We start from the raw sequence: 20,938 nt of genomic DNA, 5'->3' as shown, positions 1-20,938 counted from the left end.
ACGTGGACGACACGCGCTCCGACGAGGCGCTGCTCGCCGCGCACGTCGCCGGGGACCCGTCCGCGTTCCCCGAGCTCGTCCGGCGCTACTCCGACCGGCTCTGGGCGTTCGCCACCCGCATCCTGCGCGACTCGCACGATGCGTCGGACGTGGTGCAGGAGGCCCTGATCTCGGCGTACCGCAACGCGTCCCGCTGGCGCGGCGAGGCCACCGTCAACACCTGGCTGCACCGGATCGTCCACAACTCGAGCCTCGACCGGCTGCGGCGCCGTAGGACCCGCACCGCCGAGCCGCTCACCGACGCCGTCGACGTGCCGCTGCACCGGGACCCGATCCTCGACCGCGAGCGCGTGCTCGCCGTGGAGGAGGCGCTGGGACGCCTGCCGCTCGCGCAGCGTGCCGCGGTCGTGCTCGTCGACATGGAGGGCATGACGGTGGCGGAGGCCGCCGCGGTGCTCGAGATCAAGGAGGGCACGGTGAAGAGCCGGGCCGCCCGGGGCCGGTACCGCCTCGCCCAGCTGCTCGGCCACCTGCGCCCGGAGTACGACACCGCCGCGGATCCGGCCGGGCCGGCGGCGAGGATCGTCGGGAACGATCCGGCCCCCGGCGGCGTCCAAGCCCCGGGAGGCCAGGTGCGCAGCCCGTCAGGAGGAGACCGATGACCGAGCCGGCGTCCGGCGCCCGCGACGGGGACCGCGGGGTCGCCCCGGACGCGGCCGAGCGCCACGGCGCCGGAGCGTCCCCCCGGCCCGGCGAGGAGGAGCTCTTCGCCGCCCTCGACCGCACGCGGGCCGACCTCGCCGCCGCCCCCCGGCCGACGGCCCCCGAGGGCCTGACCGCGTCCCTGCTGGCCGCGGTGGCCGACGAACGGGCCGCCGAACGGGCCGCCGGGGCGGCCCCGCGGGTCACGCCGCTCCGGCGGCGGTGGGTCGCCGCCGCGGTGGTCGGGACGGCCGCGGCGGCGGCCGTGCTCGCCGTCGTCGTGCTCGGCGCGGACCCGGCCGGGCCACCCACACCGACCGCGGCCCCGGCGCCGTCCCCGACGCCGGAGCCCGTCGTCCTGACCTCGGCGGACCTGCCGCAGGCGCTCCGCGCGGGCCTGGGGGGCCGGGACGGGAACGCCGACCCCGCCGCGCGGGCGGCCTGCTTCGTCGCGCACGGCCTGCCCGCCGGCACCGTCCCCGTCGGCAGTCGGGCCGTCGTCCTCGACGGCCGGCCCGGGACGCTCTACGTCGTCGCCACCGGGCGGGCCGCGGTGTTCCGGCTGCTCGTGGTCGGTCCGGCGTGCGCGCCGGGGTCGCCGGACACCCTCGGGGACGTGACGGTGGGCGGGTGAGTGGGGTGGACGACAGCCGGTGGGGAATCCTGGGGCGGTGGGCGACGTTTCAGCGGACGTGAGTGAGCAGACCATCCACGACGTGATCATCGTGGGTTCCGGACCGGCGGGGTACACCGCGGCGACCTATGCGGCCCGGGCCCAGCTCGACGTCGTGGTCTTCGAGGGCAGCCAGTTCGGCGGTGCGCTCATGACCACCACCGAGGTCGAGAACTATCCCGGCTTCGTCGAGGGCATCATGGGCCCCGAGCTGATGGACCAGATGCGTCGCCAGGCCGAGCGCTTCGGTGCGGACCTGCGCCCCGCGGACGTCGACGGGCTGGACCTCTCCGGTGACGTCAAGACCGTCTCGGTCGGCAAGGAGCGGCACTCCGCCCGCGCCGTGATCCTCGCGATGGGCTCCGCGCCGCGCTACGTCGGCGTGCCCGGCGAGGAGCGGCTGCTGGGCCACGGCGTCTCCGCCTGTGCCACCTGCGACGGCTTCTTCTTCCGCGACCACGACATCGTGGTCGTCGGCGGCGGCGACTCGGCGATGGAGGAGGCCACCTTCCTCACCCGGTTCGCCCGATCGGTGACGATCGTGCACCGTCGCGAGGAGTTCCGCGCCTCCGGGATCATGCTGGAGCGCGCCCGCGCCAACGAGAAGATCCGGTTCCGGACCAACGCCGTCGTGACCGAGGTCCTCGGCGAGAACTCCGTCACCGGTGTGCGGCTGCGCGACACGGTGACCGGCGAGGAGGAGAGCCTGGAGGCGACCGGGATGTTCGTGGCGATCGGCCACGACCCGCGGTCCGAGCTCGTCACCGGCCAGGTCGACCTCGACGACGAGGGCTACGTGCACGTCGCGCACCCGAGCACCTACACGAACCTGTCGGGGGTGTTCGCCTGCGGCGACCTCACCGACAAGACCTACCAGCAGGCCATCACCGCCGCCGGCAGCGGCTGCACGGCCTCGATCGACGCCGAGCGCTGGCTCGCCGAGAACCCGGCCACGTCCGTCCCGGACACGTCGCCGAAGCCCGGCGCCGGCACCGAGCTCACCCCCGAGCTCGACGCCGTCCCGGCGTCCTGACCCGTCCCGATCCGTCCACCCGAGGAGGAGCCCCCCATGGGCAGCCCCATCAATGTCACCGATTCCACGTTCTCGGACGAGGTGCTGAACAGCGACAAGCCGGTCGTCGTCGACTTCTGGGCGACCTGGTGCGGTCCGTGCAAGATGGTCGCCCCGGTGCTGGAGGAGATCGCCCAGGAGCACGGTGACAAGATCACCGTCGCCAAGCTGGACATCGACCAGAACCAGGCGACCGCGCGGGACTACCAGGTCATGTCGATCCCGACCATGATCGTGTTCCAGGGTGGCAAGCCGGTGAAGCAGATCGTGGGCGCGAAGCCGAAGGCCGCGCTGCTCAACGACCTCTCCGACGTGCTCGCCTGAGCCGTCCGCACGCTCCCGACGCCGGGTCCGGACCTCGTCCGGGCCCGGCGTCGTCGTGTCCGGAGGTGGGCGGGGGGTCGGCCGGTTCCGAACCGTGACCCTCCGGCACGGGCCCGATGCCGGGTGTGTGCGGGGCGGCAGGGCACAATGAGGCTCGGGTGAAACCGACTGCGACACGTCGGCGGTGCGACACCGTTGCCGCCTGGGCGAGGGTCGGGCTCACCGCGTGAGTGACCGGGACAGGACGGGAGCAACCGAATGCAGCTGCTCAGCCGCGGCGACACCGGTCCGGCGGTCGCCGAGGTCCGCGCAGCGCTCGAGGGCCTGGGCCTGCTCGAGCCCGCCGACGCGGCGCACGCCGTCTTCGACACCGCGCTGTTCGACCACGCGCTCGAGGACGCGGTCCGCGCCTTCCAGCAGAACCGGGGCCTGATCACCGACGGTGTCGTCGGCCCCGCGACCTACCGCGCGCTGCGGGACGCCCGCTGGTCGCTGGGCGACCGCATGCTGTGCCTGCAGATGACGAACATGATGACCGGGGACGACGTCTTCGCCCTCCAGGAGCGCCTGCTGGAGCTGGGATACGACTCGGGGCGCGCCGACGGCGCGTTCGGCCGTCAGACCGAGCAGGCGCTGCGCAGCTTCCAGCGTGACTACGGCATGGCCCCCGACGGCATCTGCGGCCCTCGCACGCTGCGTCACCTCGGCTACCTGGGCCGCAAGGTCACCGGGGGCCGTCCGGGCCTGCTGCGGGAGCAGGAGCGCCTCCACCGGGCCGGGCCGCGCCTGTCCGGCAAGCGCATCGTGATCGATCCGGGTCACGGCGGGTCGCACCCGGGCGGTGCGATCGGCGACGTCACCGAGGCCGGTCTGGTCTCCGACATCGCCCGCCGGCTCGAGGGCCGCATGTCCGCCGCGGGTATGGAGGCCCTGCTCTCGCACGGTCCGCAGGACTGCCCGAGCGACTCCGAGCGGGCGGCGTTCGCGAACTCCGCCGGCGCCGACGTGGTGCTCTCGCTGCACGTCGACGCGAACCCCAGCCCGGCCGCGAACGGGCTGGCCGCCTTCCACTTCGGCACCGGGACGGGCGCCACGTCGACGGTCGGGGAGGCCCTCGCGGGCTACATCCACCGCGAGCTGCTCGCCCGCACCCGGATGACCGACTGCGGCGTGCACCCGCGGCCGTGGGAGCTCCTGCGCCTGACCCGGATGCCGGCCGTGCGGGTCGAGATCGGGTACCTGACGAACGCCTCCGACCGGGCGGCCCTGCTGGATCCGGCCTTCCGTGACGTGGTCGCCGAGGGGATCCTCGTCGCGGTGAAGCGGCTCTACCTGCTCGGCCAGAACGACAAGCCGACCGGCACGTTCACGTTCTCCGACATCCTCCAGCGCGAGGAAGGCAGTCCGATCGGGGCCTGACCTCCCCGAACGAACGGCACTCTCGCGCACATAGATGCTGCGAAAGTGCCGTTCGTTCGAGGGGTGTCGCCGGGGTGCCTAGCGGGACGCCGGGGCGCCCACCGGAGCGGCGGGCGCCGTCGTGACCGTCACCGAGCCGAGGAGCTGGGCGATGGCCGCCTCGACGTCCTCCTTCCAGGAGAACCCGGTGCGCATCTCGAGGCGCAGGCGCGGCCAACGGTGGTGCGGGGCGACCGTCTTGAAGCCGACGGCCCGCAGGAACGCGGCGGGCAGCACGCAGCTCGGGGTGTCCTCCGCGGTCCGGCCGTGCGCCTCGCCCCGCGGTCGGGCCGCGGCGTCCCCGAACGCCTCGAGGGCCTTCACCCCGCGGCGGGAGAGGTCCCGGACGACGTCCTGCACCAGCAGGCGCCCGATCCCCACCTCGGCGAAGTCCGGCACCACGTGCAGGCCGCACAGCAGGATCGCGTCCGCGCCCACCGGAGCGGTGGGGAACGCCGCGGCCCGCGGGACCGCGGCGGGCGGGGCGTAGAAGGCGTAGCCGGCCGGGACGCCGTCGACGTGGGCGATCCGCCCGCACGAGCCCCACTCGAGCAGGACGCCGGAGACCCACGCCTCCTTCTCCAGTTCGAGGGTGCCGAACTCCTCGGCCTGGCTGCCCAGGTGCGGGGGGAGCTCCCAGTAGACGCATCGACGACAGCCCTTGGGCAGCTCCTCGATGTTGTCGAGGGTGATCCCGACGCACTCTCGCGACACCGACACTCCCGTTCTGGGTCTCCGCACGGAACCGGGCCCGGAGCTGCGCGACGCTGCGTCTCCACCCGACGTTGGCATGCGTACTCTCCCGCGTCTCCTGATCACAATACGGGCGGTCTGGTCGGGTGATCGGGCACCGGGGCGGGTGGAGCGGCGGATGGTCGACCCGCGGCGTGACGACGCTCGCTCCGGGACGTGCGGGTACGACGCGTAGAGTCGCGACGATCCCGTCGTGAACATGATCACGGAGAGTCGCTGATGACGCCGACGTCCCCCGTCCCCCGACCCGATGCCCTCCCCGGGGCCGGCGCGGCGGCGGCGGGCGCGGCGGCAGGGTCCACCGGCGATCCCCACCTCGACCGCTACGCCGCGCGGACCACGGGCATGACCGCCTCGGAGATCCGGGCGCTGTTCGCCGTGGCGAGCCGCCCCGAGGTGGTCTCGCTGGCCGGCGGCATGCCGAACCTCGCGGCGCTGCCGCTGGACTCGCTGGCCGTCGAGGTGGGCCGCCTGGTCGCCACGGAGGGCCAGGGGGCGCTGCAGTACGGGTCCGCGCAGGGTGTGCCGGTGCTGCGCGAGCAGATCGGTGAGGTCATGGCCTTCGAGGCCGGCTCACTGTCGGCGACGGGCGGATTCGCCCCCGACGACGTGGTGGTCACGGTCGGCTCGCAGTCGGCGCTGGACATGCTCACGCGGCTGTTCGTCGACCCGGGTGACGTCGTGCTCGCCGAGTCGCCCTCCTACGTCGGGGCGCTGGGCTCGTTCGCCGCCTACCAGGCCGAGGTCCGGCACGTCGCCATGGACGACGACGGACTCGTGCCGGCGGCGCTGGAGGAGGCCCTGCAGCGGCTCGCCCGCGAGGGCCGGCGCGCGAAGTTCCTCTACACGGTGCCCAACTTCCACAACCCGGTCGGTGTCTCGCTGGCGCCGGACCGCCGGGGCGAGGTCGTCGAGCTGTGCCGCCGGTACGGCGTGCTCATCGTCGAGGACAACCCCTACGGTCTGCTCGGCTTCGACGGGCAGACGTACCCCTCGCTGCGCTCGCTGGACCCGGAGAACGTCGTCTATCTCGGTTCGTTCTCCAAGATCTTCGCCTCGGGCCTGCGGGTCGGCTGGGCGCTCGCCCCCCACGGCATCCGGGACAAGCTCGTGCTGGCCGCGGAGTCGGCCACCTTGTGCCCGCCGGCGTTCACCCAGCTCGTCGTCTCCCGCTACCTCGCCACGCACGACTGGCGCAGCCTCGTGAAGTCGTTCCGCGAGATGTACCGCGAGCGCTGCGAGGCGATGCTGGGCGCCCTCGAGACCCATCTGCCCGACGGGTGCCGCTGGACGCGGCCGCGCGGCGGGTTCTTCGTGTGGGCGACGGTCCCCGAGGGCGTCGACACCCGCGCGATGCTGCCCCGCGCGATCTCGGCCCGGGTCGCCTACGCGTCGGGCACCGGGTTCCACGCGGACGGCTCCGGCGCCCGCCACATGCGCCTGTCGTTCTGCTACCCGCCGCCCGAGCGCATCGTCGAGGGCGTGCGACGCCTGGCGGGGGTCCTGGACGGCGAGCTCGAGGTGCTGCGCACCTTCGGGCTCTCGGGGACCGGTGCCCGCCCGTCGTCGGGGACCCCGGGGCCGCAGGCCCCCTCCGTCGACACCGCCTGAGTCCCTTCCCGACGGCGGATCGCGACCCCGGACTAGGGTCCGGGGTCGTGATCGACCGCACCGTCGCCGTCCTCGCCGGCGGCCTCTCCCACGAGCGTGACGTGTCGCTGCGGTCCGGCCGCCGGATCGCGGCCGAGCTGCGCGACGCGGGCGCCACGGTCGACGAGTGGGACACCGACGCCGCCCTGCTCGGGCGCCTGCGCGACACCCGGCCGGACGCGGTCGTCGTCGCGCTGCACGGCGGCGAGGGCGAGAACGGGGCGGTGCAGAGCGTCCTCGAGCTGCTGGGGGTGCCGTTCGTCGGCACCGACGGGCGGGCGTGCCGGCGCGCGCACGACAAGCCCAGCGCGAAGGCGGAGCTGACGCGCGCCGGGCTCGACACCCCGGAGTGGGTGGCGCTGCCGCACGCCACGTTCCGCGAGCTCGGCGCCGGTGCCGTCCTGGACGCCCTCGTGGCCCGGCTCGGGCTGCCGCTGATGCTCAAGCCCGACCAGGGGGGCTCCGCGCTCGGCGCCCAGGTCGTGCGGGACGCCGCGGAGCTGCCCTCGGCGATGGTCGGGGCGCTCGCCTACTCCGAGACCGTCCTCGTAGAACGCTTCGTCGACGGGGTCGAGCTCGCGGTCTCGGTGATCGACACCGGCGACGGCCCGGTCGCCCTGCCCGCGGTGGAGGTGGAGGCGGAGAACGGCGTCTACGACTACACCGCCCGCTACACCGCGGGCCTGACGCGCTTCCACTGTCCGGCCCGGCTCGGCGCGGCGGTGGCGGCCCGGGTCGCGGAGACCGCGGTAGCCGCGCACCGCGCCCTCGGGCTGCGCGACCTCTCCCGCACCGATGCGATCGTCGACCGCGACGGGCGGGTCCAGGTCCTCGAGGTGAACGTGTCGCCGGGACTCACCGAGACCTCGCTGCTGCCGCGAGCGATCGGGGCCGCCGGGCGCGACGTCGGCGAGGTGTTCGGGCTGCTCGTGGAGCGAGCCGTACGTCGGTCGTCCGAGCGGTCCGGCTGACCGTCGAGCGCAGCGGCGATCTCAGGGCGCCCTGAGATCGCCGCTGCGGCCCCGAACGATCACTCCGAGGGTGAGGGGCCCGGGAGCCCCTTCTGGTTCATCAGCGCCGCGATGCGCTCCAGATCGTCCACGGATCCGAACTCCACGACGATCCGACCCTTGCGCTGGCCCAGTTCGACCTTGACGCGCGTGTCGTAGGCGTCGGACAGCCGCTCCGCGAGATCCTGGAGACCCGGGGCGTGCAGCTTGCGTGCGGGGGAGCGGCGCTTCGCGGCCGGCTCCTTCTCGCCACGGGCGAGGGTCACGGCCTCCTCGGCGGCGCGCACCGACAGGCCCTCGGCGACGATCCGCGCCGCGAGCTCCTCCTGGGCCGCCGGGTCGTCCATCCCGAGCAGCGCCCGGGCATGACCCGCCGAGAGCACCCCGGCAGCGACCCGGCGCTGGACCGCGACCGGGAGACGCAGCAGCCGGATGGTGTTGGTGATCGCCGGTCGGCTCCGGCCGATGCGGTCGGCCAGCTGCTCGTGCGTCACGGCGAACTCGGTCAGCAGCTGCTGGTAGGCGGCCGCCTCCTCCAGCGGGTTCAGCTGGACCCGGTGGATGTTCTCCAGCAGGGCGTCGCGCAGCAGGTCGTCGTCCGACGTCTTCCGCACGATGGCCGGGATGTGGGTCAGCCCGGCCCGCTGGGCGGCGCGCCACCGCCGCTCTCCCATGACGAGCTCGTGGGTGACCTCCACCCCGGCGTCACCGGAGATCGGGTCGTCCAGCTCCCGGACGACGATGGGCTGCAGCAGCCCGAACTCCCGGACGGAGTGCTCGAGCTCGGCGAGCGCCTCCTCGTCGAACACCGACCGGGGCTGGCGCGGGTTGGCGCGGATGCCGTCCACCCGCACCTCGCGGTACACGGCGCCCGCGACGGTGCCGCCGTCGGACGCCGCCGTGGCCGGCGAACCCGTAGCGGTCGCCGTCGTCGGGACCTCCGGGCGGGAGCGCTGGCCGATCACCACGTCCGCGGCCCGGGTCCCGACGCCGGGTCGGGTGTCGCCGGCGTCCGGGGGACCGGTGGGGATGAGCGCGGCCAGGCCGCGTCCGAGTCCTCCGCGTCGTTCGGTCACGACCGCTCACCCGCGTTCGCGCCGGCCCGCTGCTCGGCGACCGCGGCCCGCATCGCGAACTCGCGGGCGGCGTCGAGGTAGCTCATCGCTCCGCGCGAGCCCGGGTCGTAGGTGAGCACGGTCTGGCCGAAGCCCGGCGCCTCGCTGACCTTCACGCTGCGCGGGATGACCGTGCGCAGGACGAGGTCGCCGAAGTGGGTCCGTACCTCGTGCGTCACCTGGTCCGCGAGCTTGGTGCGGCCGTCGTACATGGTGAGCAGGATCGTCGAGACGTGCAGCCGCGGGTTGAGGTGGGACTGCACCAGCCCGATGTTGTTGAGCAGCTGGCTGAGCCCCTCGAGCGCGTAGTACTCGCACTGGATCGGGATGAGCACCTCGGGGGCGGCCACCATCGCGTTGAGCGTGAGCAGGCCCAGCGACGGCGGGCAGTCGACGAGCACGTAGTCGACGTCGAGGCGGTCGAGGGCCTCGTCGGAGAGTGCCTGCCGCAGCCGGGACTCCCGGTTCATCATCGACACGAGCTCGATCTCGGCACCGGCCAGGTCGATGGTGGCGGGCACGCAGAGCAGATCGGAGGAGCGGTCGCAGACCTGTGCGGCCTGGTCGAGCGTGAGCTCGCCGATGAGGACCTCGTAGATGGACGGCGTCCCGCTGCGGTGGTCGACCCCCAGCGCGGTGCTCGCGTTGCCCTGCGGGTCGAGGTCGACCACGAGGACCCGGGCGCCGTGCAGCGCGAGCGCCGCGGCCAGATTGACCGTGCTCGTCGTCTTGCCGACGCCGCCCTTCTGGTTGGCGACGGTGATCACCCGGCGCCGGCTCGGTCGCGGCATCCGGTGGTCCTCGGGGTGCAGGACCCGGGCGGCGCGGGCGGCCTCCTCGGCGATGGGCGTCATCCCACCCCCGTCGCCGTAGATCACCTCACCCGCGCCCAGGACGCCGGCCCCGACCGTGGAGACCGCCTCGCTCACGGCCTCCCGGACCTTCTCCGCGCTGCCACGGTCGGCCCGTGGGCGCGTTTCACGTGGAACGGCATGTCCTTCGGTCACGAGGATCGATCCTTCCTGCCACGACCACGGCGTCCACCACCGGGACCGGATCCGGCAGCAGTCCGCCGTTCCGTCCGATGTACCACCACGATGTGCGTCAGTGCGTCTCCCGCGCCGGTGGTGACGACCTCGACGTCGCCGCCGCCCGCCGCCCGGAGGTCCACGGCGTCGCGCCGCACCTCGTCCTGAGCGCTGGCTCCCTTGAGCGCCGCCAGTGTCCCACCCGGCCGCACGAGGGGGAGACACCATGCCGCGAGGCGACCCAGCGGTGCCACCGCGCGCGCCGTGGCGACGTCCGACTCGCCCACCACTCGCCGGGTCTCGCGCTCCTCGGCCCGGCCGCGACGCACGACCACGTCGAGCTCCAGGGCCGCCACGACCTCCTCGAGCCACGCGACGCGGCGGGCCATCGGCTCCAGCAGCGTGATGCGGAGGTCGGGTCGGGCGAGGGCGAGCGGGATGCCGGGCAGACCCGCGCCCGAGCCGATGTCGACGACGGTGGCGTCCGGCGGGATCACCGAGCCGACCCAGGCGGAGTTCACCAGGTGTCGGTTCCACAGCCGCGGGAGTTCCCGCGGGCCGATGACACCCTGCTCGCGCCCCGGGCCGGCCAGCAGCTCGGCGAACCGGACCGCTCGCGGCAGGGCGTCGCCGAAGAGCTCGACGGCCTCGGGGGTCGGCGAGGACGGACCGTCGAGCCGGTCCTGTTCCCCGAGTGTCACGACCGGTCGCCCGTTCCACGTGAAACGGCGACGGCTCCGAGGATCACGACCGGCCGGGCAGCACGACCACGCGACGGCGGGGCTCCTCGCCCTCGCTCTCGCTGTGGACGCCCTCGACGGTCGCCACCGCGTCGTGGACGATCTTGCGCTCGAACGGGGTCATCGGGCGCATCTTCTGGCTCTCGCCGGAGTCGCGGACCTCCTCCGCCGTCCGCCGGCCCAGGTCCGTGAGCTCGGACCGACGGTGCGAGCGCCAGCCCGCGATGTCGAGCATGAGGCGGTTGCGCGTCCCGGTCGACTGCTGGACGGCGAGCCGGGTCAGCTCCTGCAGCGCCTCGAGGACGTCGCCCCGCTGCCCGACGAGCTTCTCGAGGTCCTTGCCACCGTCGATGCTGACGATCGCGCGGCCGGCCTCGACGTCGAGATCGATGTCGCCGTCGAAGTCGAGGATGTCGAGCAACCGCTCGAGGTAGTCACCGGCGATGTCGCCCTCGCGGACGAGGACGTCCTGCGGGGACGCGCCACCGCCCTCCGGCGCGACCGGGGCCTCGTTGTCTCCGGCCCGGCCGTCCGACTCCAGGGTCTCGGACACGGCTTGTCTCCTCTCGCCGGGGCCGCGTGGTGCGACCCCTCCGGTCCCGGGCGCCGATCCTCTTGGGGCGAGGCACGGCCACCGGGTGGTGGTCGGTGGGTGCTGGGGACGGGACGGACCCGCCGTGTCAGCGACGCTTCTTGGACTTCTTGCCCGGGCGGGACGACGCGACCTGGGCCGACCCACGGTTCTTCGGGGCTCCGCCGTTCTTCGCCGCCCCGGAGTTCACCTTGCCGGGTGCCGCTCGTCCGCTGCTCTTGCCCGACACCGGACGGGCTCCCGGGCGCGGCTTGCTCGGAGCGGACTCGGCCGGCGCGTCCACGGGGGCGTCCACGGGCTCCTCGTCCACCGGCGCGGTGTGGCCGTTCGAGGCGGACCGGGTCGGCTTCTGGCCCGGCCTCGGGGCGAGCAGGTCACGCTGGGCCGCGGCCTGGGCGCGCTGCTCGGCCTCCTCCTTGGCGATCCGGCTGTAGACGAAGTACTGCTGGGCCAGCGTCCAGGAGTTGTTGGAGAGCCAGTACAGGAGGATCGCGATCGGGAAGAAGACACCGAACACGAGGACGCCGAGCGGGAACAGCCACATCGTCAGCTTCTGCATGATCGCGGCCTGCGGGTTCGCGGCCGCGGCCGGCGACTGGTGGGCCGCCGAGACGCGCGCGGTGAAGTGGGTCGCCACGCTGGCGATGATCATCAGCGGCAGGGCCACCGGGATGACGTGGGCGTTGAAGTTGCCGAAGTTCAGCGAGAAGGAGCCGACCGCCTGCAGGTTGCCGCTGATCGCGTCGGACAGCTTCGCCCCGAAGAGCGTCGAGTTGTCGAACGAGACGATGTCGGCGTAGCTGAAGACGTAGTTGTAGGCGTAGTCGGTCCGGAAGCCGCGCAGCACGTGGAACAGACCGATGAAGACCGGGACCTGCACCAGGACCGGCAGACAGCCACCCAGCGGGTTGACGCCGTGCTCCTTCTGGAGCTTCTGCATCTCCTCCGCGAGCTTCTGCCGGTCGTTCTTGTACTTCTCCTGCAGCTTCTTGATCTGCGGCTGGAACTCCTGCATCTTCCGCATCGAGCGGACCTGACTGACGAACGGCTTGAACAGCAGCGCCCGCAGCGTGAAGACCAGGAAGATGACCGAGAGCGCCCACGCGAACCCGTTGTCGGCGCCCAGGACGAACCCGAACACCTTGTGCCAGAACCACAGGATGGCCGACACCGGGTAGTAGATGAAGTTCAGCACGACGCTTGCTCCTCGCTGGTGGGGGCTCCGGCTCCCCGGGGGGCGGTGCGTCCGGAGTCAGAGGTCTCCGGGGTCTCCGGGCGACGACGACGACGCGGGGGCACGGGGTCCAGGCCACCAGGGTGCCAGGGCGCGCACTTCAGCAGTCGCACGACGGTGAGAACGGTTCCACGCAGCAGGCCGTGCACGCGCAACGCCTCGACGGCGTACGCGCTGCAGGTGGGGTGGAAGCGGCAGTGCGGCAGGAACATCGGGGAGATCCACCGCTGGTAGAAGCGCAGGACGCCGATCAGCGCACGGGCCGGTGCCGCGGGTCGCGGTGTACCCGCGGCCTCCGGTCCCGTCCCGGACTCGGTCACGTCGTCCCTCTCGTCACGTCCCGCACCGTCCCCGTCCATGGTGCCCGTGCCGACGACCCGGAGCGAGGACTCCGGCCGGATCGGGTCCGGGACGCGCACCGAGGTCGGGAGACACGGCGACGACGCGGTCAGGCCGAGGGGACCACGGCGAGCCGCGGTCGGAGCTCCAGGCGCCGCAGCGCGGCGTCGAGGTCGTCGGCCAGTTCCGCCGTCGTCGACCCCGCCGCCGGCGGGTGCGCCCGGACGACGATCACGGTCCCCGGCGGGAGGGCGTCGAGCCGGTCCGCCACCAGGTGGCGCAGTCGACGGGTGATGCGGTGCCGCTCGACGGAGTTCCCCACGGCCCGCCCCACGACGAAACCGGCCCGCGCGGGGCCGGTCGCCTCGGCGGGCGTGAGCGCGTGCACCGACAACCGACGACGACCCGCCTTGCGCCCACGGCGCAGGACGAGCCGGAAGTCGTCGGGTCGACGGACGCGGTGTGCCGGGGGCAGCACGCACGGACCTCGACCGGCTCGGCGCGGAGGATCAGGCCGAGAGCTCGGCGCGGCCCTTGCGGCGGCGGTTCGCCAGCACCGCACGGCCGGCGCGCGTCGACATGCGCAGCCGGAAGCCGTGGGTCTTCGACCGACGACGGTTGTTCGGCTGGAACGTGCGCTTGCCCTTGGCCACGACTGAGAACTCCTGCGTCGGCTCACCCCTGGTCGTGGGGGAGCGCGGGTGTTCCGGGGCACGCCGAGACGCCCAGGACGATTTCCTGGGACGACGGACCCGGATCCGGTCATGGCCAGCGTAGCCCAGTCCCCGGGGCGCCCCCCGACCCGGCCCCGCCTCGAGGTCCTCCGCGAGGCCGGGGATCATGATGGGCGGCGGGGTCGGCGGCCTCGACGGCGTCGGGACCTCCCGGAGGTTGTGGGCCGGTGGGCCGCCTTGTTAGCGTCCGGCACCCCCACGACGGATCGGGCACCGCCGGGCGACCGGCGCCGAGGGCCCACGTGCGGAGGGCGCAGCGGACGGGGCCGTCAGCAGACCGGGCCGGAGCGGACAGCAGCAATCGGTGCGGACCCCGGGGGCGGGGGCCCGCGCGATCGGCGACCCGTCGTCGTGCACAGTTGTGGACAGGCCTGTGGACGCGCGCGCCCGGGATCGGAAGTCAGGGGAGGGCACCGAGTGACGGATCAGCTCTCCGACCTCGACCAGACGTGGGCAGACGTGGTCCTGGAACTCACCAGCCCGTCGACCGACCCGGCCGACCGGGCCCCGCTCTCGGCCCAGCAACGTGCCTGGATCCGTGTCACCCGGCCGCTGGGGCTGCTCGACGACACCGCCCTGCTGGCCGCGCCGAGCGAGTTCGCCAAGGAGGCCATCGAGCGGGCGCTGCGCGACCCCATCGTCGACGCCCTCTCGCGGCGCATCGGCCGCCCGGTGCAGCTCGCCGTCCGGGTCGACCACAGCGCCCGCTCGGGAGGCGACCAGGGCACCGGCCCCGAGACCTCCCCGCTGCCGCGGCTGTCGGCGCCGGCGCCCGAGCCGTACGCGGGCGACGGGTACTCCCGGCCCGCCTACGACGACGGCGGCCCCGACACCGGCTACCTCACCGGCGAGCGCTCGCACCGGGCCGACGCGATCGCGGCCGCCGCGGGCGTCGGGAGGGTGACCCACAATCCCGACCGCTCGCACCCGGAGGAGGAGGTCGACGAGGTCCGTGACGGCCTCGCCGCTGTCCACGAGATCTGGAGCCCGCCCGGCCGCACCGCGGCCCCGCCGAGCCGCCCCGAGCCGGAGATCCCCGGCGACGGCGCGCGCGGTGCGCCCCGCTCCCAGACCCGGCTGAACGAGAAGTACCTCTTCGACACCTTCGTCATCGGCGCCTCCAACCGCTTCGCCCACGCGGCGGCGGTCGCGGTCGCGGAGGCGCCGGCCCGCGCCTATAACCCGCTGTTCGTCTGGGGCGACTCCGGTCTCGGCAAGACGCACCTGCTGCACGCCGTCGGGCACTACGCCCAGCGGCTCTTCTCCGGCATGCGGGTGCGGTACGTGTCGACCGAGGAGTTCACCAACGACTTCATCAACTCCCTGCGCGACGACCGCAAGGTGGCCTTCCAGCGGCGCTATCGCGACGTCGACGTGCTGCTCGTGGACGACATCCAGTTCCTGGAGGGCAAGGAGGGAACCCAGGAGGAGTTCTTCCACACCTTCAACACCCTCCACAATGCGAACAAGCAGATCGTGGTCTCCTCCGACCGGCCGCCGAAGCGCCTGGAGACCCTCGAGGACCGGCTGCGCACGCGGTTCGAGTGGGGCCTGATCACCGACATCCAGCCGCCCGAGCTCGAGACGCGCATCGCGATCCTGCGCAAGAAGGCGGCCGGCGAGCGGATGGCCGCGCCGCCGGAGGTCCTGGAGTTCATCGCGGACCGGATCGAGCGCAACATCCGCGAGCTCGAGGGCGCGCTGATCCGCGTCACCGCGTTCGCCTCGCTCAACCGGCAGCCGATCGACCTGCAGCTCGCCGAGATCGTGCTGCGCGACCTCATCCCCGACTCGCGGCAGTCCGAGATCACCGCGCCCACGATCATGGCGGTCACGGCGGAGTTCTACGGCGTCTCGATCGACGACCTCACCGGGCCGGGCAAGACCAAGGCCCTCGCCCTCTCCCGGCAGATCGCCATGTACCTGTGCCGCGAGCTCACGGACCTGTCCCTGCCCCGGATCGGGCAGATGTTCGGCAACCGCGACCACACGACGGTCATGCACGCGGACAAGAAGATCCGCAAGGAGATGGCGGAGCGCCGCCGGACCTACGAGCAGGTCCAGGAGCTCACCGCGCGTATCAAGCAGCGCGCGCGCAGCTGACGGCTTCCCGACGGCGGGTGCTGCCGCGGCCCGGCCGAGGGTCACATCAGGCAGCCCGCCTGCCCCGCCCGCCTGCCCCACGTGACCCTCGCGGCTCGGGGTGACCGCCCGGGTTCCGGCGGCCGGCCCGAGGGGCACATCAGGCATCCCGGCGGCCCCGTCCGCCTGCCCCACGTCACCCTCGCCGCTCGTGGTGACCACCCGGGCCACCCCGCGGCCTGGCTCGAGAGTCACATCAGGCAGCCCGCCTGCCCCACTCGCCTGCCCCACGTCACCCTCGCCGCTCGGGCTGGACGCCCGGGCCACCCGCGGCCCGGAGTGACCGTCTAGGCCCCCGCCGCCCGGGACGACCGCCCGGGTCGCTCCTCCGATCCGGTGGACCTCGACGCCGTCCCGGCACGTCCGTGCGGTGAATCCACACCGGCGCGAGCACCGTCGACGCCCGGGGACGTCGGACCGACCGGCCACCGCGCGCCACGACCGGCCACGGCCGTGCGACCACGCTGCGCGCCCGTCGGCACCCCGATCCGGACACAGCGTGAGCGAAATCTGGACACAGGTGCTCGGAGAGGGCGACACGCGGACACGATCGGCGTGACCGCTCGTCCGGCGCCCGCGGCACGATCGCCGCTCATCGTGGCGTCGTCGCGCTGCGCGATCGTTCGACTCCCGATCGACCCACAGCTGGGGACAAGTCTGTGGACAGCCGGCCCGCACGGGTGGACGGAGGGGTGGGTGGAGGCGGGTGCCCGGCCTCCGTCCACCTGACACGCCGATCCGTCCCCGGATCCGGGCACGCACCGACCCCGTCGCTCCACACGGGTCCGGAGCGCCCGACCTGCATCGACGGCAGTGCTCCACACTGCCCACAGGACCTACTGTCATTCCTGTTCTCTCTCTTGAAGAGATCCCTCTCAAAACAGGGGTTGGGGAGCGTTCGCGCCGTCCGGCGCTGCACAGGGCCGGAGTGTCGGACCCCCCTGGCAGGCTCTACCGTGACGACCTGCCCGGATCCGGGGCCGACACGGCCTGGGAGCCGCGGCGGGCACCCGACCCGACGTCAGGAGACCCACCGATGAAGTTCCGCGTGGAGCGCGACGCCTTCGCCGACGCGGTGGCCTTCGTCGCGCGCAGCCTGCCCAGCCGGGCGCCCGTCCCGGTCCTCGGCGGCGTCCTGCTCGACGCGTCCGACGAGGGCACGCTCACCGTCTCGGGGTTCGACTACGAGGTCTCCGCCCGGGTCGAGGTGCCGGCGATGATCGGCGACGGCGGCCGGGCCCTGGTGTCCGGGCGGCTGCTGGCCGACATCACCAAGTCGCTCCCGCCGCATCCGGTCGATCTCACCGTCGACGGGCCGCGCGCCGCCCTGAGCTGTGGCAACGCGCGCTTCAGCCTGCCGACGATGTCCGCCGAGGACTACCCGCAACTGCCGGAGATGCCCCCGGTGGTCGGGGAGCTCGCCCCCGACGTTTTCGCCCGCGCCGTCTCGCAGGTCGCCGTGGCCGCGGGTCGGGACGACACGCTGCCGATGCTCACCGGCATCCGCGTCGAGATCGACGGCTCCGCGCTGACGATGGCCGCCACCGACCGCTTCCGGCTCGCGGTCCGCGAGTTCACCTGGGAGCCCGGGGAGAACCCGGCGTCGGCCGACGGCGAGCCCACCGCGATCCTCGCCCCGGCGCGCACCCTGTCCGAGGCGGCCAAGACGCTGACGTCGGCGGGCGGCACCGTCGAGCTCGCCCTGGGACGCGGCGACAGTCTGCTCGGCCTGTCCGGCGGCGGACGCCGGTCGACCACCCGCCTGCTCGACGCCGAGTTCCCGCGCTACCGCCAGCTCCTGCCGAAGGAGCACACCTCGGCGGCGGTCGTCGAGATCGGGCCGCTGGTCGACGCCATCAAGCGCGTCTCGCTGGTCGCCGAGCGCGGCACGCAGGTGCGGCTCGAGTTCGACGAGGGCTCGCTGCGGCTGACCGCGGGCGGCGACGACGAGGGCAGCGCCGAGGAGCAGCTGCCCTGCTCGTTCGCGGGGGAGCCGCTGACGATCGCCTTCAACCCGGGCTACCTGCTCGACGGGCTCGGGGCGCTCGGTGCCGACCACGCACACCTGTCGTTCACCACGCCGAGCCGGCCCGCCCTGCTCCGTCCGGCCGGTGCACCCGGCGAGGGCGCGTCCGAGGACGAGACCGCCGGCCAGGGTGCGACGGCGGTGGAGCCGGGTCCCGAGACGGACGCCTCGTTGCCCGAGCCCCGGCCGGGTTACCTCTACCTGTTGATGCCGGTGCGCCTCCCCGGCTGATCGGACGCCCTGCGATGACGGACCCCGATCCGGGGTAGGAGACGCGGACGGCCACGCCGGGGGAGACGCAGCGGAGCTCGACCCCACGTCACGGGACAAGGGAGCGGATCGCGGTGCAGCTGGGAATGGTCGGGCTCGGTCGGATGGGCGGCAACATGGCCGAGCGGCTCCGTGCCGCCGGTCACGAGGTCGTCGGGTACGCGAACGACGGCTCCGGGGACGTGCAGTCCCTCGAGGAGCTGGTGAAGGCCCTCGAGGCGCCGCGGACGGTCTGGCTGATGGTGCCGTCCGGCGACCCCACCCACTCGACGGTGGAGAGCCTCGCCGGGCTGCTGGAGTCCGGTGACCTCGTGGTCGACGGCGGGAACAGCCGGTTCACCGACGACACCGTGCACGCAGAGCGCCTCAACGCCCACGGGATCCACTACGCGGACTGCGGCGTCTCCGGCGGCGTCTGGGGCCGCACCGAGGGCTACGGCCTCATGGCGGGCGGCTCCGACGAGGACATCGAGCGCCTCATGCCGGTGTTCGACGCGCTGCGCCCGGAGGGACCGCGCGAGGAGGGCTTCGCCCACGCCGGTCCGGTCGGGGCGGGGCACTACGCGAAGATGGTGCACAACGGCGTGGAGTACGGCCTGATGCAGGCCTACGCCGAGGGATACGAGCTGCTCAGCGCCGGCGGCCCGGTCACCGACGTCGGCGCCGTGATGAAGGCGTGGAGCCGGGGCACGGTCGTCCGGAGCTGGCTGCTCGACCTCATGGTCCTCGCGCTGGAGGCCGACCCGCACCTCGACCAGATCACCGGATACGCCGAGGACTCCGGCGAGGGCCGGTGGACGGTCGACGAGGCCATCGTGCACGCCGTGCCGCTCCCGGTGATCTCGGCGGCCCTGTTCGCCCGCTTCGCCTCGCGGCAGACCGACTCACCCGCGATGAAGGCCGTGGCCGCGCTGCGCGCCCAGTTCGGGGGCCACGCCGTGCACAAGGCGGGCGAGGCCGCGAACGAGCCGCCCACCGGCGGCTGAGCCGCGCCGCCCGGGAGCGGAGCGACACCGAGGACGACCCGGGCGGAGCGAGGGGAGCACCGATGTACGTGAGGGAGCTGTCGGTCACCGACTTCCGGTCGTGGGCGCAGGCCGACCTGACGTTCTCCCCCGGGGTGTCGGTGCTGGTCGGGGCGAACGGCCAGGGGAAGACGAACCTCGTGGAGGCCGTCGGGTACCTGGCCACCCTCGGCTCGCACCGGGTGTCGTCCGATGCACCGCTCGTGCGGCGGGGCGCGGCCGCCGCCCAGGTTCGCGCCACGGTGGTCAACGACGGGCGGGAACTGACCGTCCAGGTCGAGATCCAGCCGGGCAAGGCCAACCGGGCCCGGGTGAACCGGTCCCCGGTGACGCGGGCCCGGGACATCCTGGGGATCGTCCGTACGGTCGTGTTCGCCCCCGAGGACCTCGCGCTGGTCCGGGGCGACCCCGGGGAGCGCCGCGGGTTCCTCGACGAGCTGCTGGTGGCCCGCGCGCCGCGCTGGGCGGGCGTCCGGGCCGACTACGAGAAGGTGCTCCGGCAGCGGTCGGCCCTGCTCAAGACCGCCCGGCACGCCCGCGGCGACACGAGCACGCTCGAGGTCTGGGACGCCCACCTCGCGCGCGCCGGGGCCGCCCTCACCGCGGGACGCATCCAGCTCGCTGCGGCGCTGGCCCCGCACGTCACGGCCGCGTACGCGGCGGTCGCGCCGGAGTCGGTCCCGGTCGGCGCGCGCTACCGCTCCAAGGTGGCCGCGGTCGACGAGCTGGCGGGCACCGCCGACGGGCAGGACGACGTGACCGGCGGCGCCGCGCACGCGGAGCTGGCCGCCGCGGTGGAGGTGGCGCTGCTCGAGGAGATCGGCCGGCGTCGGGACCAGGAGATCGAGCGCGGGGTGTGCCTCGTGGGCCCGCACCGCGACGAGCTCGACCTCAGCCTCGGGGAGGGCCCGGCGAAGGGCTTCGCGAGCCACGGCGAGTCCTGGGCGCTCGCCCTCGCCCTGCGCCTCGGCGGGTTCGAGCTGCTCCGCGAGGAGGGCTCGGAGCCGATCCTGGTGCTCGACGACGTCTTCGCCGAGCTCGACGCGCGGCGCCGGGACGCCCTCGCGCGGACCGCCGCCCGGGCCGAACAGGTGCTCGTGACGGCGGCCGTGGACGACGACGTGCCGTCCGTCCTGAATGGCACACGCTATGTGATCGAGGCAGGCACCGTGCGTGACGGTGTCGCGTCGTGACGGACGACCGGGGTGGATCCTGGTGAGCCGAATCGGTGAAGACGGCCGGGAAGCTGGGGACAGACCTGTGGATGCTGTGGACAACTCGGGGTCGAGGCGCCGACCGGGACGCCGTGGCCGCCCGGATCCGGGGGATGACCTGCAGGGGCTGCTCGACGTCACGGAACTCGCCGTCCACACCCCGGATACGGAGACGGACCCGGTCGTCCTCCCGCCCGCCCGGCTCGGCCCGCGCGGCGCCCCGACCGGAGCAACGGCCACCACGGAGGGTGCCCGGGACGACGAGCCGATCGAGCGCGGTGAGGCGGACCCACACGGGGCAGACCCCGACCGCCCGCGCGGCAGCGACATCGCCCGCGCCGCGCTGGACGCCGCCCGGGCCCGGCAGGCCGAACGGGGGGTGACCCCGGGCCGGCCGCGGCGGGCCGCACGCCGCGAACCGGCGGACCAGACCCGCCGCCGGCGCCGCCGGTGGTCGGGCCCGGGCGCCGACGACCGCGACCCGCAGACCCTCGGCCGGCTCGCGTCCCGGCTCTCCACACAGCGGGGCTGGGCACCCCGGCTGGCGAACGGCTCGGTGTTCGGGCGCTGGGCCGAGCTGGTCGGCCCGGAGGTGGCCGAGCACGCCACCCCGACCGCGCTGCGCGACGGCGAGCTCACCGTCCAGGCCGACTCGACGGCGTGGGCGACCCAGCTGCGGCTGCTGCAGCGCCAGCTCCTCGGGCGCATCGCGGCGGGCCTCGGACCCGGCGTCGTGAAGGCGATGCGCATCCACGGCCCGACGGCGCCGAGCTGGCGGCGGGGTCCGCGCCACGTGTCCGGCCGCGGACCCCGGGACACGTACGGCTGAGCCCGCGG

Annotated in this window: 21 protein-coding genes; 12 read left to right on the top strand and 9 right to left on the bottom strand. The window is 73.9% G+C overall.

Annotated elements, in window-relative coordinates; all coding sequences use genetic code 11:
- Positions 1-2 precede the first annotated feature (2 nt).
- The 5 genes from sigM (at position 3) to QSK00_RS22800 (ending at position 4,190) form a co-directional block, all read left to right on the top strand.
- Positions 3-662: an RNA polymerase sigma factor SigM gene (sigM, locus tag QSK00_RS22820; RefSeq protein WP_285594432.1), complete on the top strand. Its 660-nt coding sequence runs from the start codon at positions 3-5 to the stop codon at positions 660-662.
- Entirely contained in the window at positions 659-1,336 is a 678-nt protein-coding gene (locus QSK00_RS22815) for an RsmA family anti-sigma factor (RefSeq protein WP_285594431.1), read from the top strand. The genes sigM and QSK00_RS22815 overlap by 4 nt, the downstream gene beginning before the upstream one ends.
- A gap of 58 nt (positions 1,337-1,394) precedes the next feature.
- Positions 1,395-2,408, top strand: coding sequence for a thioredoxin-disulfide reductase (gene trxB, locus QSK00_RS22810; RefSeq protein WP_285594429.1), 1,014 nt, complete (start codon positions 1,395-1,397; stop codon positions 2,406-2,408).
- A gap of 36 nt (positions 2,409-2,444) precedes the next feature.
- Positions 2,445-2,771, top strand: a complete 327-nt coding sequence (gene trxA, locus QSK00_RS22805) for a thioredoxin (RefSeq protein ID WP_285594427.1) — start codon at positions 2,445-2,447, stop codon at positions 2,769-2,771.
- Between the two features lie 258 nt (positions 2,772-3,029).
- Entirely contained in the window at positions 3,030-4,190 is a 1,161-nt protein-coding gene (locus QSK00_RS22800) for an N-acetylmuramoyl-L-alanine amidase (RefSeq protein WP_285594425.1), read from the top strand.
- A gap of 78 nt (positions 4,191-4,268) precedes the next feature.
- On the opposite strand, the gene QSK00_RS22795 is transcribed toward QSK00_RS22800, so the two are convergent.
- Positions 4,269-4,943, bottom strand: coding sequence for a GNAT family N-acetyltransferase (locus QSK00_RS22795; protein WP_285594423.1), 675 nt, complete (start codon positions 4,941-4,943; stop codon positions 4,269-4,271).
- Between the two features lie 258 nt (positions 4,944-5,201).
- On the opposite strand from QSK00_RS22795, the gene QSK00_RS22790 reads away from it, so the two are divergent.
- Together QSK00_RS22790 and QSK00_RS22785 are read left to right on the top strand one after the other, a co-directional pair.
- The gene (locus QSK00_RS22790) at positions 5,202-6,593 is read left to right on the top strand and encodes an aminotransferase-like domain-containing protein (RefSeq protein ID WP_285594421.1); all 1,392 of its coding nucleotides are present in this window, start codon (positions 5,202-5,204) and stop codon (positions 6,591-6,593) included.
- A 47-nt stretch (positions 6,594-6,640) separates the two neighbouring features.
- Complete coding sequence (locus QSK00_RS22785; protein WP_285594420.1) at positions 6,641-7,603, top strand: D-alanine--D-alanine ligase family protein; 963 nt, start codon at positions 6,641-6,643, stop codon at positions 7,601-7,603.
- A 59-nt stretch (positions 7,604-7,662) separates the two neighbouring features.
- Here the strand turns inward: QSK00_RS22785 and QSK00_RS22780 are convergent, their stop codons facing one another.
- The 8 genes from QSK00_RS22780 to rpmH all read right to left on the bottom strand — a co-directional run bounded on the left by QSK00_RS22780 (position 7,663) and on the right by rpmH (position 13,343).
- Positions 7,663-8,718: a ParB/RepB/Spo0J family partition protein gene (locus QSK00_RS22780; protein ID WP_285594418.1), complete on the bottom strand. Its 1,056-nt coding sequence runs from the start codon at positions 8,716-8,718 to the stop codon at positions 7,663-7,665.
- A complete protein-coding gene (locus QSK00_RS22775; RefSeq protein WP_285594591.1) occupies positions 8,715-9,611 on the bottom strand; it encodes a ParA family protein in 897 nt (298 codons plus the stop codon). The genes QSK00_RS22780 and QSK00_RS22775 overlap by 4 nt, the downstream gene beginning before the upstream one ends.
- 149 nt (positions 9,612-9,760) lie before the next feature.
- Complete coding sequence (gene rsmG / locus QSK00_RS22770) at positions 9,761-10,486, bottom strand: 16S rRNA (guanine(527)-N(7))-methyltransferase RsmG (RefSeq protein WP_285594417.1); 726 nt, start codon at positions 10,484-10,486, stop codon at positions 9,761-9,763.
- 43 nt (positions 10,487-10,529) lie between these two features.
- A complete protein-coding gene (locus tag QSK00_RS22765; RefSeq protein WP_285594416.1) occupies positions 10,530-11,078 on the bottom strand; it encodes a Jag family protein in 549 nt (182 codons plus the stop codon).
- 127 nt (positions 11,079-11,205) lie between these two features.
- A complete protein-coding gene (gene yidC, locus QSK00_RS22760; protein WP_285594414.1) occupies positions 11,206-12,312 on the bottom strand; it encodes a membrane protein insertase YidC in 1,107 nt (368 codons plus the stop codon).
- A complete protein-coding gene (gene yidD / locus QSK00_RS22755; RefSeq protein WP_285594413.1) occupies positions 12,306-12,671 on the bottom strand; it encodes a membrane protein insertion efficiency factor YidD in 366 nt (121 codons plus the stop codon). The genes yidC and yidD overlap by 7 nt, the downstream gene beginning before the upstream one ends.
- Positions 12,672-12,799: 128 nt before the next feature.
- Positions 12,800-13,168, bottom strand: coding sequence for a ribonuclease P protein component (gene rnpA, locus QSK00_RS22750; protein ID WP_285594412.1), 369 nt, complete (start codon positions 13,166-13,168; stop codon positions 12,800-12,802).
- A 31-nt stretch (positions 13,169-13,199) separates the two neighbouring features.
- Positions 13,200-13,343 (bottom strand): 50S ribosomal protein L34, encoded by a 144-nt coding sequence (rpmH, locus tag QSK00_RS22745; protein WP_018330358.1) that lies wholly within the window; start codon positions 13,341-13,343, stop codon positions 13,200-13,202.
- 498 nt (positions 13,344-13,841) lie between these two features.
- Between rpmH and dnaA the strand changes: the two genes are divergently transcribed.
- The 5 genes from dnaA to QSK00_RS22720 all read left to right on the top strand — a co-directional run bounded on the left by dnaA (position 13,842) and on the right by QSK00_RS22720 (position 20,930).
- Positions 13,842-15,527, top strand: a complete 1,686-nt coding sequence (dnaA, locus tag QSK00_RS22740) for a chromosomal replication initiator protein DnaA (RefSeq protein ID WP_285594410.1) — start codon at positions 13,842-13,844, stop codon at positions 15,525-15,527.
- A 1,075-nt stretch (positions 15,528-16,602) separates the two neighbouring features.
- The gene (gene dnaN, locus QSK00_RS22735; protein WP_285594409.1) at positions 16,603-17,823 is read left to right on the top strand and encodes a DNA polymerase III subunit beta; all 1,221 of its coding nucleotides are present in this window, start codon (positions 16,603-16,605) and stop codon (positions 17,821-17,823) included.
- Between the two features lie 113 nt (positions 17,824-17,936).
- The gene (gnd, locus tag QSK00_RS22730; RefSeq protein ID WP_285594408.1) at positions 17,937-18,848 is read left to right on the top strand and encodes a phosphogluconate dehydrogenase (NAD(+)-dependent, decarboxylating); all 912 of its coding nucleotides are present in this window, start codon (positions 17,937-17,939) and stop codon (positions 18,846-18,848) included.
- 62 nt (positions 18,849-18,910) lie between these two features.
- Positions 18,911-20,080 (top strand): DNA replication/repair protein RecF, encoded by a 1,170-nt coding sequence (recF, locus tag QSK00_RS22725; protein ID WP_285594405.1) that lies wholly within the window; start codon positions 18,911-18,913, stop codon positions 20,078-20,080.
- 289 nt (positions 20,081-20,369) lie between these two features.
- Positions 20,370-20,930, top strand: a complete 561-nt coding sequence (locus tag QSK00_RS22720; protein WP_285594589.1) for a DciA family protein — start codon at positions 20,370-20,372, stop codon at positions 20,928-20,930.
- Positions 20,931-20,938 lie beyond the last annotated feature (8 nt).

The sequence above is a fragment of the Actinomycetospora sp. NBRC 106378 genome, assembly GCF_030269685.1.
Classification (GTDB): domain Bacteria; phylum Actinomycetota; class Actinomycetes; order Mycobacteriales; family Pseudonocardiaceae; genus Actinomycetospora.
Note: the sequence above shows the minus strand (reverse complement) of the source record. Positions and strands in the feature narration are given on the sequence as shown.